The sequence below is a fragment of the Nitratidesulfovibrio sp. genome (assembly GCF_040373385.1).
In the GTDB taxonomy this organism is placed as follows: Bacteria; Desulfobacterota; Desulfovibrionia; order Desulfovibrionales; family Desulfovibrionaceae; genus Cupidesulfovibrio.
Window position 1 is genome coordinate 197,939 of record NZ_JBDXXH010000001.1, and the last position, 15,541, is coordinate 213,479.

Sequence of the window (15,541 nt, forward strand, 5' to 3'; positions counted from 1 at the left end):
TTTCGATATCAAATAAGGTGGCGAACCCGCACGGCACCGGGCTGGCGTGGATGCTGCCGGGCATGGGCTGAACATGGGCCGAACATGGGCCGAACATGGGCCGGACGCGTGACGGCGCACTCATCACAAGGAGACGGGAATGAACGAGAGCTACAAGTACGGGTTGTATTTCGTGGGCGGCGTGGCGCTGGGCGCCCTTGGCGCGGTGATGCTGGGCCGGGGCAAGTTCGACATCCGTCCTGCCATGGCCGACCTGCTGAGCCATGGCTTCGACCTGAAGGACAAGGCCTCTGCCTATGCGGAAACCGTGCGCGAGCATATGGAAGACATCGTGGCCGAGGCCGAGCACGTGCACAAGCAGCGCAAGGACGCCGCCGAAACCGCCGCGCCCGAAGCTGCCGAAGCCGCCAAGGCCTAGCCGGATCTGAACGAACAGGCTCCGGATCACCCTTCGACCAAATCCGCAACGGACGAGGCGCATGGACTATCGCATAGCACACGAACTGCCGGGGCGCCTGCGCCTGCGCTGCGCCCCCGGTTCGTTTTCCCAGGACCGGGCGCAGGACCTTGTGGCCCGCATCGTGGCCGTTGACGGCGTGGCAGAGGCGCACGCCACCGCCACCACCGGCAGCGTGCTGGTACGCTACGCCCGTCCCGCCGCGCGGGGCGAGGTGCTGGCCGTGGTGGACGGCTTTGTGGCCGGGGGCGCAGCGCGCCGTACGCCGGGCAGAAAGGCCGAGGCTTCCGAACACCCGGGCGGGGCGCGCGCGTCTGCGGACAGGTCACCGGAGAAGCCCGGCGGCAAGTCCGATGCCAAGGGTGGCCGGGGCAAGGGCAGGGCGGCAGGCATGTCTGCCGGTCCGTCATCGGGCAATGTCGGCCCTGCCGCCGTTGCTGCCCGCAAGGCGCGCGGCCCCATGGGGGCGCACCTGCCGCCGGGGGCTCCCGGCATGGCCGGTTTGCACGGCATGGCTCTGGACGGTGCAGCCCTGTCGGCTGGCGCGCCGGGCGTGGCCGGGTTGGGCGGACTGAACGGACTGGCCATGGCCGGTGCCGCGCCTGGCGCGGGCGGGTTGATCCGCTACCTGATCCTGCGCCCCTTCCTGCCGCGCATCGTGCGCATGGTTTCCGCCTTCTTCCGCGCGTTGCCCTTCCTGCTCAAGGGGGGGCGTTCGCTGGCATCGGGCCGTCTCAACGTGGACGTGCTGGACGCGGCGGCGCTGGGCATCTCGCTGGTGCGGGGCGATTTCCGCTCCGTGGGGCTGATCACCGCGCTGTTCGCCGTGGGCGAATTCCTGGAGGAATGGACCCGCAAGAAGTCGCGCGAAAGCCTGGCCGAAAGCCTGGCCATTGACGTGGACACCGTGTGGGTGAAGCGTGGCGAGGCAGAGGTGCAGGTGCCCCTTTCCGCCCTGGCCGACGACGACCTGGTGGTCGTGCGGGCCGGGTCGTCCATTCCCGTGGACGGCGTGGTGGCCGAGGGCGAGGCCATGGTCAACCAGACCTCCATGACCGGCGAGCCGCTGGCCGTGGCCCGGCGCGCCGGGGCATCGGTCTACGCGGGCACGGTGGTGGAGGAAGGGCGGCTGGACATTCGGCCCACCGGCGTGGGGTCTGCAACGCGCATCAACCAGATCGTGGGCTTCATTGAGCGATCCGAGGCCCTGAAGGCAAACGTGCAGGGCAAGGCGGAACGCCTGGCCGACGCCATCGTGCCGTACAGTTTCCTGTTAGCGGGCGGGGTGTGGGCAGTCACCCGCGACGTGGCCCGCGCCGCGTCGGTGCTGTTGGTGGACTATTCGTGCGCCATCCGCCTGGCCACGCCCCTGGCCATCCTGACCGGCATGCGCGAAGGTGCCCGCCACGGCGTGCTCATCAAGGGTGGCCGGTTCATCGAGGGGCTGGCGGGCGCGGATACCGTGGTCTTCGACAAGACGGGCACCCTCACCGAGGCGCGTCCCCGCGTGGCCGAGGTCATCTCGCTGAACGGGCATGGCCGCGACGACGTGCTGCGCCTGGCCGCCTGCCTTGAAGAGCATTTTCCCCATCCCGTGGCCCGCGCCGTGGTGCGCAAGGCCGAACAGGAAGCGTTGGACCACCAGGAAGAACACGCCGAGGTCGAATACGTGGTGGCCCACGGCATCGCCTCGCGCCTGCGCGGCAAGCGCGTGCTGGTGGGCAGCCGCCACTTCGTCCACGAGGACGAAGGCGTGCCCCTGGACGAATTCCTGCCGGTGGTCAACGAATGGGCCGCCAAGGGCTATTCCATCCTGCACCTGGCCATCGGCGGCAAACTGGCGGGCATCTTGTGCATTGAAGACCCGTTGCGGACAGAGGCCGCCGAGGTGGTGCGCGGCCTGCGCGAACAGGGTGTGAAACGCATCGTCATGCTGACCGGCGACGGGCCGGTGACGGCGGCTGCGGTGGCCAACGCCGTGGGCGTGGACGAATGGCGCGCCCAGGTGCTGCCCGCCGACAAGGCCGACATCGTGCGGCAGTTGCAGGCCGAGGGCGGCAAGGTGGTCATGGTGGGCGACGGCATCAACGATTCGCCTGCCCTGTCCGCCGCCGACGTGGGCGTGTCCCTGCGCGACGGGGCCGACCTTGCCCGCGAGGTGGCCGACGTGGTGCTTTCCGGCAACGACCTTGCGGAACTGCTGGTGGCGCGCCACCTGGCAAAGGCAACCCTGCGGCGCATCCACCTGAACTTCGGGTCCATCATGGGGCTGAATTCGGCCTTCATGGCCCTTGGCCTGGTGGGCCGGGCGCAACCCGGCATGCTGGCCCTGCTGCACAACCTGACCACCGTGGGCGTGGCCCTGAACGCCATGCGGCCCATGCTGGGCAATGGCGCGGCGGAAGGGCGGCGCGGCGCGGATCGCAAGCCGGGCGTGATGGCATTGCCCGTTGGCATGACCGGCGAGGCAGCTGCCGATCCGGTTGCCGCAGCGGTTTCGCCCGCCGCACGGGTTGCGGCGGGGGTGGCCGGTGCTGGTGCCGCCGTCAGGGCCGCGCTGAAGGCCACCGCGCAGGGCGCTGCCAAGGCGGTGGGTTCCATGACGCGCAAGGCCCGGGCGGCTGGTGAGACGGACATCGCCACGCAGGGCAAGGATCCCGACAAGGCCCCGGCCAAGGCTCCGGTCAAGACTGGAAAACCGGCGAAGGCTGGCAAGCAGGGCAAGGCCGCCGGAGCGGCGAACGCCGCGCGGGCCAAGGCTGCGGGGGCCGCAGACGCCACTGCCACCGCCGTGGCAACGGCAGAGGTGAAGACCGCGCCGGAACGCTCCGGCAAGTCCGGCGTCAAGGCCACGAAATCCGCCAAGCCCGCCAAGTCGGCCAAGACCACAACGCCCAGGACCACAAAGCCCGGGACCGTCAAGGGCGGAACCAAGGCCACCGGCAAGGCTGCCCGCAAGGCCAGCGGTTCCGGCTCGGCATAACGGACGCATCCGCAGCAGGGCCGCGCCCGGCGCGGCAAGGAGAGGTGGATCATGATCAGCAGCTTCATCGACGGCAGGGTGCGCATCCGGTGCGATGCGCTGCGCAATCCGGAGGCGGCCGCCGCCATCGAAGGCACCCTGCGCGAAACGCCGGGCGTGCTTTCCGCCACGGCCAACCCGCGCACCGGCGGCCTGCTGGTGGAGTACGACCCGGACGCCGTGACCCAGGAACAGTTGCTGGAAGCGGCCAAGATGCTGGAAGCCTTTGCGGCGCAGGAACCGGCGGCCCCGAAGAAATCGTGTTGCTGCCGCCGCCTGACCAAGGCCGAGGCCATGCGCATCTCCAAGCGGGGCATGGCCGGATCACTGGCGGCGCTGGTGCTGTTCGGGCTGGCCGGGCGCGAGCGGGCGCATATCGTGGCGGGCGGGCTGTTCCTGGCCTTCAACGCTTACCATCTGTACGCATATCGCAAGCGCGTGATGGCCTGATCGGGTTGGTTTTTCCGCTCATTGGTGACGAACGGAAAGCCTGATTTGGCCGCAGCCGCTACGGCTTGCACACCTTGCAGGGGCGAAAGCCTGCGTCAAGGGCTGCTTTGCGCGTGGTGAACACCGCCGTGCAGGCCTTGCACGCGTAGTAGGTGCAGCCCTGGCGGTGGAAGATGCGCGACTGCACGTTGCCGTGGTAGGCGGCATTCTGTGCGGCCTGTGTGGGCTGTGCGGAAAGGACGGCTACCGTCAGGACCAGCGTCGGGGGCAGCGCCAGCAGCAGGGTCAGCAGGACCGCCGCTGCGGCGCGCACCGCGAACGGACACGGGCCGGAACGGATGCGTGATGGTGTGCGATGCATGCGGGCCTCCTTTGGTGTGGCCCTACCGCGAAGCGGGCGTGCGTGCAACGGATTGAGAATGCGTGCATGCGAGAAGGGGCGTCCCCATGGGGCGCCCCTTTTGCGTGTACTGCGGGGAAGGGCAGCGCAGAGGGAGTGCGCAGCGGGTGGCAGGGTGACGGTCTGTTTTGCCCTGTCTGCCCCGTCAGACCTTGCCGTCCTGTCAGCCTTGCCGTGCGGTCAGGTCGGCTTCACCGTCAGACGGGTTGGCGGTGCCCCGCAGCACCATGTCCAACAGGGCGGGGCCGGAGGGAATGCGCAGGCCGGTGGCCGCGCAGGCGGCTTCGTCGAAGCGGGCGGCGGGATGCGGCAGCGCGCCCGGTCCGTGTAGCAGGAAGGGCACGGCGTCCGGGTGGTGGCGCCCATCGCCGCAGTGGGTGACATGGTCGCAGGTGACGCAGAGCAGGGCGTCCGGTCGGGCCGCGCGAAGCGGGGCGATGAGTTCCGCGTCGATGCGGGTCAGCAGGGATGACTTGGCGTGGGCGTCGCGGGCGTGGGCGCACATGTCCGGGCCTTCCACATGGATGAAGACCACGGCGTGGTCCGCCAGCAAGGCGAGCGCGGCTGCGGCCTTGGCGGCAAGGTCGGTGTCCGCGCCGCCGGTGGCGCCGGGGATTTCGGGCGCGGTCAGCCCGGCAGCCAGGGCCAGCCCGCGTGCCAGCGGCACTGCCGCCACCATGGCGGCGGTGAGGGGCGCGTCGGGGGGCGGCGAAGAGGCGGCGTACCGGGTGGAAAACGGCGGCAGGTCGGGGCGGTGACCGCACCCCCACGGCCACAGGGCCAGTCCGTGGGGTGCGTCCGGTATCGTGAGCCCGGCAAGGTGCGCGTTGGCCGCCGTGATGCGCGCGTGCAGGGCCGGGTGGTGGCGGGCAAGATCATGCAGGGCGTTGGCGGGGGATTGTCCGATGACATCCTGCGGTCCGGCGGGCGTGAAAGAGGCGGGCGCAAAAGACACGGGCGTGGCGGGAGAAGACGGGGAGGCGGCGTGTCCGTCATCCCGTTCCACCACCGTGAAGCGAAAGCCGCCGCCATGGGCCGTGGCATGGGCCGGGGCCGGGAAGACAGCGCGCACGATGCGGGCAATGGTTTGTTCCGTGGCGGGGAGCAGGGTGGCGGCTGGGTCGGCCATGCGGCCATGGGCGTCCAGCGCCACCACGTTGCAGCGCCATGCCGTGTCGCGGGGGCCAAGGGGCAGCCCGGCGGCCAGGGCTTCCAGGGGGCCGCGCGCGACGGGGTGGCGCAGCGGGTCGTAGCCGAGCAGGGCGGGGATGCCTGCGTCGGACCCGGCTTCCGCGCCGTAAGGGATGACCTGGCAGCGACCGGCGGTGCCGGTGGCGGCAAGACGGTCGAGGGTGGGCGTGTTCGCGGCGGCCAGCGGGGTTGGCTGGCCGTCACGGGCGGGCAGGTCGGCCATGCCGTCGAGGATGCAGATGATGCGGGGCGTGTGCATGGCGGAACTGGTGGTGGCGTTTGAGTTAGCGCAGACACGTTGCGGTCGCCATCCGTAAGACTCGCGCGTTGCGCTCGCCTAACGGCTGCCGATCTGCGCGGAAAAATACCGCGTCGCCTTGCCCGGCGAAAAAACGCGTAATTTCCGGCACCGTGTCCGCACCAGCCATCCGCACCGAAAGACCGGCGCGGAGTATAGGGAAGCAAGGCATCCTCTGAAAACAGGTGGAACAGGCTGGCGTTGTAAACGGTCAGAACGTGGGTAAGGGCAAGGAAAACGGCCCTTTTGACGAAGGGAGTGTACTCTTGTTGTACTCGACCGTAGTCAAAAGGGCCGTTTGACGATGCAATTGCCCGCGTTCTGGCCGTTTACTGCAACACCCGGTAGCAGACGGGGGGCGCCAGCAGCAACCCGGCCGCCTGCACCTGGGCAATGGCGCCCTGAATGGCGCTGGCCTTGGCGGCGTGGGTCATGAACACCAGGGGCACGCCCTGGGGGTGCTGTCCCTTCTGGATGGCCTGGGCGATGCTGATGGAGTGGTCGGCCATGGCCCCGGCCAGGTCGCGCAGCACGCCGGGGTTGTCCGGCACCATGGCGCGTACGTAGTAGCTGCTTTCGGCATCTGCCGGGGGCAGGATGTTCGCACGGGGGGGCACCTGGCGCTGAAAGCCGGTGTTGTGCGGGGCTGCGCCGCGCGCCACGGTCATCAGGTCGGCCAGCACGGCGCTGGCGGTGGGCAGGCTGCCCGCGCCAAGCCCGTGCAGGAACACGGGGCCCACGGCGTTGCCTTCCAGGCGGATGGCGTTGTACGCGCCGCCCACCCGGGCGATGAGGAAGGTGTGCTTGACCAGGGTGGGGAACACCCCGGCCTCCAGCCTGCCGTCCACCTCGCGCACCTGGGCCAGCAGCTTGATGCGAAAGCCCAGCTCGCGCGCGAACTCGATGTCCATGCGGTCGATGCCCGCAATGCCCTGCACGGGCAGTTCGGCGTAGGGGTAATCCATGCCGTAGGCCAGGCGGATCAGCAGCACCAGCTTGTGGGCGGTGTCGTGCCCTTCGATGTCCAGCGTGGGGTCCGCCTCGGCGTAGCCCAGTTCCTGCGCCTGCCCGAGGGCGGTGGCGAAGTCCAGGCCGTTGCTGGTCATCTCGGACAGGATGTAGTTGGCCGTGCCGTTCAGGATGCCGACCAGCGAGCCGATGCGGTTGCCCGCGAGGCTCTCCTTCAGCGTCTGGACGATGGGGATGCCCCCGGCCACGCTGGCCTCGTGGTGCAGGCCCACGTTTTTCTGCTCGGCCAGACGGTACAGGTCGTAGCCGTTTTCGGCCAGCAGGGCCTTGTTGGCGGTGACCACGTGCTTGCCCGCTTCCAGCGCGCGCTGGATGATGGCGTGGGGCGCGGCAATGCCGCCCATCAGCTCCACCAGCACGTCGATTTCCGGATCGTCGGTGAGCACTGTCGGGTCGGCGGTCAGGGTGGCGCCGTCGGGCACGGGCCAGGCGCGCGGCTTGGCGAGATCGCGCACCAGAATGGTCTTGATGACCATTTCGCGTCCGGTGCGTTCGGTGATCCACTGGCGGTTCTCGTCCAGCACGCGGGCAAGGCCGCTGCCCACGGTGCCGAACCCGGCCATGCCAATGACTAACGGACGCGGGGGCATGGGGCGCTTGCCGCCCGGCTTGTCGCTTTCGCTACCCACACGACCTCCCGGAGAGCGCCTTCTTGATGCCCTTCATGGCCTGCTTGGTACGGTGTTCGTTCTCGATGAGGGCGAAGCGGACGTGGTCGTCGCCGTGCGCGCCAAAGCCCAGCCCCGGAGAAACGGCCACGTGGGCTTCCTTGAGCAGCAGCTTGGAGAATTCCACGGAACCCATGGCGCGGAATTCTTCGGGAATCTGGGCCCACACGAACATGGTGCCCTTGGGCGGCGGCACCACCCAGCCTGCGCGGCCAAGGCCTTCGATGAGCACGTCGCGGCGCTTGCGGTAGGTGTCCACGATTTCGGTCACGCATTCCTGCGGGCCGTTCAGGGCCACGGTGGCCGCAATCTGGATGGGCTGGAAGTGGCCGTAGTCGAGGTAGCTCTTGATGCGGGTAAGTGCGTAGACCAGGTCGCGGTTGCCCACGCAGAAGCCCATGCGCCACCCGGCCATGGAGTAGCTTTTGGACATGGAGAAGAATTCCACGCCCACGTCCTTTGCGCCTTCGGCCTGCATGAAGCTGGGCGGCATGTGCCCGTCGAAGGCAAGGTCCGCGTAGGCGAAGTCGTGGATGACGTAGATCTTGTGTTCCTTGGCGAAGTCCACGACCTTCTGGAAGAATTCCGGCGCGGCTATCTCGCAGGTGGGGTTGTGCGGGTAGCTGATGAACAGCAGCTTGGGCTGCGGCCAGGTCTGGCGGGTGGCCACCAGCAGGTCTTCGAAGAAGTCGCGCCCGCGCCCGATGGGAATGCGCCGCACGTCGGCCCCGGCAATGATGGGGGCATAGGTGTGGATGGGGTAGGTGGGGTCCGGCGCGAACACCACGTCGCCGGGCGACAGCATGGCCAGCGACAGGTGCGAAAGCCCTTCCTTGGCGCCCATGGTGGCCACGGCTTCGGTGTCCGGGTCAAGGTACACGCCGAAGCGGCGCATGTACCAGTCGCAGATGGCCTTGCGCAGGTTGGGGATGCCGCGCGACACCGAGTAGCGGTGGTTCACGCCCTTGCCCGATGCTTCCACCAGCTTGTCCACGATGTGCTGGGGCGTGGGGATGTCGGGGTTGCCCATGCCAAGGTCGACGATGTCCACGTTCTGGCGACGCAGCTGCATCTTCAGTTCGTTCACCGTCGCGAAGACATAGGGAGGCAGACGGTGCATGCGCGGAAACTGATTCATGGCGAAGTTCTCCGTGGTTGAAACGAAAAGAGGCGGCAGCGCCGCCTCGAACCAACGGCGCAAGCCTGCGTCACCGAGCGGCGGTTGCCGCGGTGGCGGCCGCGGCGGTAGCGGCGGCGGTGGTGGCGATGGTAGCGGTCCGGTCGAGGTGGGACATGCCGATGACTCTTGTGGTGGAGAATGGCCGTGTATACATTGCGCGTGCGCCGCGTGCCGGTGCGCCGGACGTGTGGTGGACGCCGTGCGCGGAAAGGACAGCCCGTACGAATGATCCGGGCGAATGATCCGGACAAACGGTCCGGACAAGGCATTCTGACAGGCGGCGAGGCTACCGTGGGTTGCGGTGTCGGTGGTTTGTACTGCAAAAAAGAAATGCCGGTCAATACGCCTAGCTGTGATGAATACGGCTAGTCTGCGATGAATGTGGACTGGTTGGCCGAACGGTGCCGGGGGATGCATGAACGACGATACGCGGCATACGCGGCGGGTGTACCTGGTGGGGCCGCGCGCCAGCGGCAAGACCACGGTGGGCAAGGCCCTGGCCGCTCGCGCCGGATGGAATTTCGAGGATACCGACGCCACGGTCACCGCCACGGCGGGCATGACCGTGGAGCAGATCGTGGAGCGCGAAGGCTGGGATGGCTTTCGTCGGCGCGAAACCGAGGCCCTGCGCGCCACCCTTGGCCGTGACGGGTTGGTGGTGGCCACCGGCGGCGGCATGGTGCTGGCGGAAGAAAACCGGCGCCTGCTGCGCGAAGGGGGCCTTGTGGCCTACCTGTGCGGCAGCGTGGACCTGCTGGCCGGACGCCTTGCGCGCGACCCGCTGGCCGCGCAGCGCCCCTCGCTGACCGGGCGGCCCATCGCCGACGAGGTGGCTGAGGTGCTGGCTGTGCGCGAGCCCTTGTACCGCGAATGCGCCCGCGCGGTGCTGGATGCCGGGGGCGACCTGCGGTCGCTGGTGGAGCGGCTGGTCAGTCTGATGGAAGAATAATGCACGGCCATCTCTCCGGGCCGGGTGGGCACATGCCCGGTCTTCCGGGGCCTTGGGCGGTTCCGGATTGCCGCGCCCCTTGCCATGCCCGCCCCCACGGGGGCATACTGGCATTCCGTGCCGTGGCAGCGCGCGGCGGCCATGTCCCTTGCCCTGTTTTTGCCTTCGCCGTGTCCAGCCTTCGCAGCGTTCGTTCGTGAGGTCGCCATGCAGATTCGCAAGATACTCGTCCCCGTGGATGGTTCCGACTACTCGCAGCGCGCGGCGGAATACGCCGCCGACTTCGCGAAGCTGGTAGGGGCAGAGGTGGTGCTGCTCATCTGCCGCATGTCCATCCCGCCCATTCTCGGGCAGGTGGCCTACGACCAGGCCCGCAATTCGCTGGTGGCCCAGGCCGAGGAAGTGCTGGAACCCTGCCGCCGCCTGCTGCGCGAGCGCAACGTGCCCTTTGCCGACCGGGTGCTGGAAGGCAAGGTGGAAGTGGCCATAGTGGACGCCGCCGACTACGAACGCTGCGACCTGATCATCATGGGTTCGCGCGGGCATTCGGAGTTGGAAGGGCTGCTGCTGGGCAGCGTCACCCACCGGGTGTTGCAGATGGCGTCGTGTCCGGTGATGGTCATCCGCTAGGGGCCGGTTCCGCAACCCTTGCGGTGTGTTGCGCCTGACAGCGCCGTTCTCGTCGGCATAGGTTTCATCTTTTCCGGTTCACAGGAGTACCCATGAGCGGCAACACCTTCGGTCGCATCTTCCGGCTGACCACCTACGGCGAATCGCACGGCCCCGGCCTTGGCGGCGTGGTGGACGGCTGCCCCGCCGGGGTGCCGCTGGACGAATCGATCATCCAGCGCGAACTGGACCTGCGCCGCCCCGGCAACGCATCCGCCGGTCTTGCAGGCACCGCACGCAAGGAACCGGACACCGTGCGCCTGCTTTCCGGCGTGTTCGAGGGGGTCACCACCGGCACCCCCATCGGCTTCCACATCGCCAACGAAGACCAGCGCTCGCGCGACTACGGCGACCTGGCCAAGCTGTACCGCCCCGGCCACGCGGACATCACCTACGACGCCAAGTACGGCCTGCGCGACTTTCGCGGCGGCGGCCGGGCATCGGGGCGCGAGACCGTCTCGCGCGTGGCGGGTGGCGCCGTGGCCCTTGCCCTGCTGGCCATGCACGACATTTCGGTGCGCGCCTACACCGTGGAGATCGGCGGCGTGCCCGCCGACGTCGTGGACCCGGCGGGCGCGCAGGAGCGGATGTTCTTTTCGCCCGACCCGGACGTGGTGCCCGCGTGGGAATCGCTGGTGCACGACGTGCGGGCCGAGGGCGACACCCTGGGCGGCATCGTGCAGGTGGAGGCCACCGGCGTGCCTGCGGGCCTCGGTGAGCCGGTGTTCGACAAGCTGGATGCCCTGCTGGCCCACGCCCTGATGTCCGTGGGCGCGGTAAAGGCCGTGGAGGTGGGCGCGGGGCTGGAAGCGGCGCGCCTGCGCGGCAGCGAGAACAACGACCCCATCATTCCCGGCGGCTTTCACACCAACCATGCGGGCGGCATTCTGGGCGGCATATCCAACGGGCAGCCCATCGTGCTGCGCGCGGCGGTAAAGCCCATCCCCTCCATCGCGCAGGAGCAGATCACCATCGACACCAACGGCAGGCCCGCGCCCATACAGGTGGCTGGCCGTCACGACATCTGCGCCATCCCGCGCGTGGTGCCGGTGCTCAAGGCCATGGCGGCGCTGGTGTTGGCGGACAGTCTCCTTCTCCAGCGCCGCATGGGCTAGGCAAATCGCGCCAGTTTGCCTTCGGGCCACGTCAAACATCGTTTTTTGCTCCGGTCGTGTATGGAAGAATACACTCCCTTCGCAAAAAACTCGTTTTCCTTGCCGGAAGGCAAACTGACGCGATTTGCGAGCGCTAGCGCGGCCCATGTGGCAATGCCGGGCCGAGTCTGATTTTACCTGTAGTTGAAACGCACACGGCGGATGTTCCGGAAGGAACGTCCGCCGTATGCGTTTTGCTTCTTACTGCCTGGGGTCGCCGGGCTGTACCTGGTCTCCGGGCGGGGCGGGGCGGGCGTATGGCCCGGTTCCGGGTCGCGGTAGGCGGTGGCGATGCGCTTGAATTCCTCTTCGGCCAGCAGGAAGGCGTCCACCACGGCGGGGTCGAAGTGGGTGCCCCGGCCTTGCAGGATGATCTCGCGCACCTTGGCGTGCGGAAAGGCGGGCTTGTACTGCCGGGCGCAGACCAGCGCGTCGTACACGTCGGCCACGGCCATCAGGCGGCCGGACAGGGGAATTGCCTCGCCCGCCAGGCCTTCCATGTAGCCGCTGCCGTCCCATTTCTCGTGGTGGCTCCAGGCTATTTCCGCCGCCAGGTGCAGGAAGGCGTCGTCCTCCATGCCCTGCGCCGCGTTGGCGATGATGTTGCGTCCGTGGCGCACGTGCTGGCGGATCACCGCGTATTCCTCGTCGGTGAGCTTGCCGGGTTTGAACAGCACGCTGTCGGGCACGGCCACCTTGCCCACGTCATGCAGCGGTGCGGAGTGGAACAGCAGTTCGATGTAGTCCTCGGTCAGCTGGGGGTAGGTTTCCCTGCCGCCCATATCCCGCAGGGACTCGGCCAGCGCCCGCACGTAGTGCTGGGTGCGCTTGATGTGCGCGCCGCTGATTTCGTCGCGGCTTTCGGCCACGGCGGTCATGGATTCCAGGGTCATTTGCCGGGCGTGGTTCAACTGGCGCAGCCGCACGAAGGCCATGCGCCGTTCCCGCGCGTACAGCGCGAGAGACAGCAGCGCCCCCTGCGCCAGGGCGGACAGGACCGGGGCGGCCATGGGCAGGGCGATGCCCCGCCACGCAAACAGCGCGGACCCTGCGGCGGGCATCAGCAGGGCCGCAGCCAGCGTGGCGCCCCCCGCCTGCAACGGCCCGGCCCGCAGGAACAGCAGCCCAGCCAACAGGGTGACCAGCGCCGCCGGCAGGAACCGGTACGCCGCCGCGTGGTCCGGCTCGCGCAGGGGGGTGCCCTCGAACAGGTTGTCCAGGGCAACGGCATGCACTTCCGTGCCGGGGTAGTTGGCCGACACCGGGGTGTGGTGCAGGTCGTTGAGCCGCGCCGCGCTGGACCCCACGATGACCACGCGGCCCTCGAACCGGGCCGGGTCGTGCGTGCCGCGCAGCACCTCCGCCGCCGGGACGAAGTGGTGCGCCCGCGCGCCCCCGTCGAAGCGCAGGCGCATGCGCGCCGCCCGGTCCACCGGAATGCGCGTGGTGCCCGCCACCAGCACCGGTCCCAGCATGTCCGTTTCCACGCGTACTTCCCGCAGGTTGCGGGCCTGCATGAACAGGGCAAGGGCCAGGCTGGGGTAGTATTGCCCCTGAAAGCGGTGCATCAGCGGCACGCGGCGGATGCTGCCGTCCTCGTCCTTTTCCACGTTGATGAATCCGGATGTGGCCAGCCCCGCCTGGATGGGACTGGCGTTGCACAATATGCCGGTGGCCTCTGCCGGGGCGATGGCCGCGGTTTCTCCGGTCACGCGCAATGGGCGGGGCAGGTTTTCCGGGTCGGGGGTGACCAGGTCGAACAGGTGCATCACCGCGCCCACGGCTTCCGCCCCGGCCAGCACGCTGCCGAAGTAGGCGTCGTTGTCCTCCATGCCGCGCGGCACGCCGGTGATGGCGATGTCCAGCCCGAAGTCGCGCTGGAAGGCGTTGCGGATGGTGGCGATGGAGGTACGGTCCGGCTCGGAGAACAGGATATCCACCCCCACCCCCATGGGCCGGGCGGCGGACACCCGGCGCACGATGCCCCCGGTGAGGTAGCGCGGCCACGGCCACTGGCCCGCCACGGCCAGGCTTTCCTCGTCGATGTCCACGATGACCACCCGGTCCGGGATAGCCGGGTGATGCGGGCCATCCGGTGCGGGGGCGTGCGCCATGCGGCTGGCCAGTGCGTCGAGGATGCGGTTGTCCGCAAGCTGCACCATGCCCGGCTCCGCAAGACAGAGCAGCGCGGCCAGCAGCAGCCCGGCCACGGTGACGGCGGCCACCAGCCGCTGGCGCGAAATGGCCGCCGGACGGGATGCGGGCATGATGGGCGTGGGCATGAGGTGCTGTTTGTCCGAAGTCTTTAACGGACCAGGATTTCCACCCGCCTGTTCCTCGCCTCGGCCACGCCGGGCGCGGTAGGCACCAGCGGGTCGTTGGCCCCGTGGCCGGAAAGCGCCATGACGCCAGAGGGCACCCCGCGCGCTTCCAGCATGCGGCGCACGGCGTCGGCTCGGGCCATGGACAGCTTCTGGTTGGCGGTGGGGTCGCCCGCGCTGTCGCTGTGCCCGATGACCGAAACGTTGCTCACCGCGCGGCGGGTGATGTCGGCGGCGGCATCGTCCAGCGCCGGGCGCGATGCGGGTTCCGGCTCCGTGGAACCGGTGGGGAAGTACAGCAGAAAGCTCTTGGGCGGTTCCGGCATGGCGGCCACGGTGCTGCCGAAGATGCGGTCCACCTCCTGCTGCGGCATCACCCTGGGCGCGGCGGGCTTGTCGGCCACCTGGGTGGATTCGTTGGCGGCGGTCAGGGGCTGTTCGGCCCCGCCCGCCTTCACCACCACCCGACCCACGCTGCCGTTTTCGTCGGGCACCAGCACCACGGTGGTCTTGGGCGCGCAGGCCCCCAGCACGAGACACAGCAGAAGGACGGAAAACAGCGTGCGCATGATGCCCCCCTATTCGGCGCGGATGAGAAAACGGGTGCCGCGTACGCCCACTGCGGCCTGCGGCGTGCGGAACCTGACGGCTTCTGGCGCCAGCTTGGCCAGCCGCCCGGAAGAATAGGCCGCCTCGCCGCGCTGCATGTACACGTCGAAATCGTAGTCCTTTTCCAGCGGCACGAAGCGGTAGGACTGCACCGTCAGTTCCGAACCCGGCCCCACGGCGATGCGCGTGCCGTCCTGAAAGCTGACCCCGGCCTTGCCGTCCGGTCCGGTGCGCAGAATGTCGCCCACCAGCAGCGGGTCGCCCGGTGCGGGGGCCGTGCTGCTGCCTGCCCGCTCCACGGTGACCGCGCCGGACACCGAGCGGAAATTGGCGGCGGGTGGGTCCGCCCACGTGACGGATGCACAAGGGACAAGCCCCAAGGTCAGCAGGACCAGCAAGGCTGGCAGTGCCAGCGGCACGCGAGCAGGCAGACGTGTGATGCGCATGGTATTCCCCCGGTTTGGCGGTGTTGCGCCCGCATATGCGTCCGGAACGGGGCGTGCCCGCATCCGGCCTGTCCTGTCGACGGCGGGTTCCATCCGCCGCATGTCCGGCTCGCATCCGGCTCGCATCCGGGCCGCATCCGGCTCGCATCTGGATTGCATCTGGGCCGCATGCCCGCGCGCGGCGTCCGGAATGCATGCGAAGGCTTGTCCCGTGTTTACCTTTTTGGCATTCACCAGTCAGGGATACAATTAGATTTTGCAGCAGGCAGGCTGGAAGGGGCGGGCGGAATGACGGCATGTGTGCCGTACGCCCGGGGTGTGGAGGCGTCGTGCCTGCGGGTTCAATCCGCCGGGTGGCCCGATTGCCGTGCCATCCTTGACGGGTGCGGCACGAGCGGCTAGGGGCTGTTGCAGAACTTGCGGCATCCGGGCGCCTGCCACCGGTAGCGGCCGTGGCGGCTCACGCCGCGTTTCACGCCCACCGGACCGGGCGCCTTGAACGCACGTCACCCGAAAGCATGCCATCCTGACGCCCTCCGGCCCGCCCTTCTCGCCCCCCCAACCGGACACCCCATGCAGCACGACCCGCGCAACCCGCGTTCTTCCCGAATTTCCCGCTCCGCCGCATCGTCCGGCCCTGCGTCCGGCACCCCGTCCGGCCAGCAGCCCTCCGCCCCCGCTGCTTCCGGCAAGGCCGC

13 protein-coding genes are annotated in these 15,541 nt (G+C 68.9%); 6 read left to right on the forward strand and 7 right to left on the reverse strand.

Features of this window, described 5'->3' with window-relative positions; genetic code table 11:
* Nucleotides 1-139: 139 nt before the first annotated feature.
* The 3 genes from ABWO17_RS00780 to ABWO17_RS00790 all read left to right on the forward strand — a co-directional run bounded on the left by ABWO17_RS00780 (nt 140) and on the right by ABWO17_RS00790 (nt 3,929).
* Complete coding sequence (locus tag ABWO17_RS00780) at nt 140-418, forward strand: hypothetical protein (RefSeq protein ID WP_353115087.1); 279 nt, start codon at nt 140-142, stop codon at nt 416-418.
* Between the two features lie 61 nt (nt 419-479).
* Nucleotides 480-3,440: a heavy metal translocating P-type ATPase gene (locus tag ABWO17_RS00785; RefSeq protein WP_353115089.1), complete on the forward strand. Its 2,961-nt coding sequence runs from the start codon at nt 480-482 to the stop codon at nt 3,438-3,440.
* A 51-nt stretch (nt 3,441-3,491) separates the two neighbouring features.
* A complete protein-coding gene (locus tag ABWO17_RS00790) occupies nt 3,492-3,929 on the forward strand; it encodes an HMA2 domain-containing protein (protein WP_353115091.1) in 438 nt (145 codons plus the stop codon).
* Between the two features lie 58 nt (nt 3,930-3,987).
* Here ABWO17_RS00790 and ABWO17_RS00795 read toward each other — a convergent pair whose 3' ends face one another.
* The 4 genes from ABWO17_RS00795 to ABWO17_RS00810 form a co-directional block, all read right to left on the reverse strand.
* Nucleotides 3,988-4,290 carry an Ada metal-binding domain-containing protein gene (locus ABWO17_RS00795; protein ID WP_353115093.1) on the reverse strand — a complete coding sequence of 101 codons (303 nt, stop codon included), beginning with the start codon at nt 4,288-4,290 and terminating at the stop codon, nt 3,988-3,990.
* 202 nt (nt 4,291-4,492) lie between these two features.
* Entirely contained in the window at nt 4,493-5,779 is a 1,287-nt protein-coding gene (locus tag ABWO17_RS00800; RefSeq protein WP_353115095.1) for an alkaline phosphatase family protein, read from the reverse strand.
* A 368-nt stretch (nt 5,780-6,147) separates the two neighbouring features.
* Nucleotides 6,148-7,437 (reverse strand): homoserine dehydrogenase, encoded by a 1,290-nt coding sequence (locus ABWO17_RS00805; protein WP_353115932.1) that lies wholly within the window; start codon nt 7,435-7,437, stop codon nt 6,148-6,150.
* 31 nt (nt 7,438-7,468) lie between these two features.
* The gene (locus ABWO17_RS00810) at nt 7,469-8,653 is read right to left on the reverse strand and encodes an aminotransferase class I/II-fold pyridoxal phosphate-dependent enzyme (protein WP_196609015.1); all 1,185 of its coding nucleotides are present in this window, start codon (nt 8,651-8,653) and stop codon (nt 7,469-7,471) included.
* Nucleotides 8,654-9,110: 457 nt separating this feature from the next.
* Between ABWO17_RS00810 and aroL the strand changes: the two genes are divergently transcribed.
* The 3 genes from aroL to aroC all read left to right on the forward strand — a co-directional run bounded on the left by aroL (nt 9,111) and on the right by aroC (nt 11,428).
* Entirely contained in the window at nt 9,111-9,644 is a 534-nt protein-coding gene (gene aroL, locus ABWO17_RS00815) for a shikimate kinase AroL (protein WP_353115097.1), read from the forward strand.
* Nucleotides 9,645-9,851: 207 nt separating this feature from the next.
* Nucleotides 9,852-10,274 carry a universal stress protein gene (locus ABWO17_RS00820; RefSeq protein WP_309542880.1) on the forward strand — a complete coding sequence of 141 codons (423 nt, stop codon included), beginning with the start codon at nt 9,852-9,854 and terminating at the stop codon, nt 10,272-10,274.
* 92 nt (nt 10,275-10,366) lie between these two features.
* Nucleotides 10,367-11,428: a chorismate synthase gene (gene aroC, locus ABWO17_RS00825; protein ID WP_353115100.1), complete on the forward strand. Its 1,062-nt coding sequence runs from the start codon at nt 10,367-10,369 to the stop codon at nt 11,426-11,428.
* Between the two features lie 173 nt (nt 11,429-11,601).
* Here the strand turns inward: aroC and ABWO17_RS00830 are convergent, their stop codons facing one another.
* From ABWO17_RS00830 to ABWO17_RS00840, 3 genes are read right to left on the reverse strand one after another with little or no spacing between them, the layout of a single operon-like run.
* Complete coding sequence (locus tag ABWO17_RS00830; protein ID WP_353115102.1) at nt 11,602-13,749, reverse strand: CHASE2 domain-containing protein; 2,148 nt, start codon at nt 13,747-13,749, stop codon at nt 11,602-11,604.
* 23 nt (nt 13,750-13,772) lie between these two features.
* Nucleotides 13,773-14,357, reverse strand: coding sequence for an OmpA family protein (locus tag ABWO17_RS00835; protein WP_353115104.1), 585 nt, complete (start codon nt 14,355-14,357; stop codon nt 13,773-13,775).
* A 9-nt stretch (nt 14,358-14,366) separates the two neighbouring features.
* Nucleotides 14,367-14,843, reverse strand: a complete 477-nt coding sequence (locus ABWO17_RS00840; RefSeq protein ID WP_353115106.1) for a FecR family protein — start codon at nt 14,841-14,843, stop codon at nt 14,367-14,369.
* Between the last annotated feature and the right edge of the window lie 698 nt (nt 14,844-15,541).

Excerpts from the sequence above, each read along its gene's own strand:
- ABWO17_RS00800 (WP_353115095.1), bottom strand. The coding sequence starts at position 5,779 with ATGCACACGCCCCGCATCATCTGCATCCTCGACGGCATGGCCGACCTG.
- ABWO17_RS00785 (WP_353115089.1), top strand. The coding sequence starts at position 480 with ATGGACTATCGCATAGCACACGAACTGCCGGGGCGCCTGCGCCTGCGC.
- ABWO17_RS00805 (WP_353115932.1), bottom strand. The coding sequence starts at position 7,437 with ATGCCCCCGCGTCCGTTAGTCATTGGCATGGCCGGGTTCGGCACCGTG.
- aroL (WP_353115097.1), top strand. The coding sequence starts at position 9,111 with ATGAACGACGATACGCGGCATACGCGGCGGGTGTACCTGGTGGGGCCG.
- aroC (WP_353115100.1), top strand. The coding sequence starts at position 10,367 with ATGAGCGGCAACACCTTCGGTCGCATCTTCCGGCTGACCACCTACGGC.
- ABWO17_RS00835 (WP_353115104.1), bottom strand. The coding sequence starts at position 14,357 with ATGCGCACGCTGTTTTCCGTCCTTCTGCTGTGTCTCGTGCTGGGGGCC.
- ABWO17_RS00820 (WP_309542880.1), top strand. The coding sequence starts at position 9,852 with ATGCAGATTCGCAAGATACTCGTCCCCGTGGATGGTTCCGACTACTCG.
- ABWO17_RS00830 (WP_353115102.1), bottom strand. The coding sequence starts at position 13,749 with ATGCCCACGCCCATCATGCCCGCATCCCGTCCGGCGGCCATTTCGCGC.
- ABWO17_RS00780 (WP_353115087.1), top strand. The coding sequence starts at position 140 with ATGAACGAGAGCTACAAGTACGGGTTGTATTTCGTGGGCGGCGTGGCG.
- ABWO17_RS00790 (WP_353115091.1), top strand. The coding sequence starts at position 3,492 with ATGATCAGCAGCTTCATCGACGGCAGGGTGCGCATCCGGTGCGATGCG.
- ABWO17_RS00795 (WP_353115093.1), bottom strand. The coding sequence starts at position 4,290 with ATGCATCGCACACCATCACGCATCCGTTCCGGCCCGTGTCCGTTCGCG.
- ABWO17_RS00840 (WP_353115106.1), bottom strand. The coding sequence starts at position 14,843 with ATGCGCATCACACGTCTGCCTGCTCGCGTGCCGCTGGCACTGCCAGCC.
- ABWO17_RS00810 (WP_196609015.1), bottom strand. The coding sequence starts at position 8,653 with ATGAATCAGTTTCCGCGCATGCACCGTCTGCCTCCCTATGTCTTCGCG.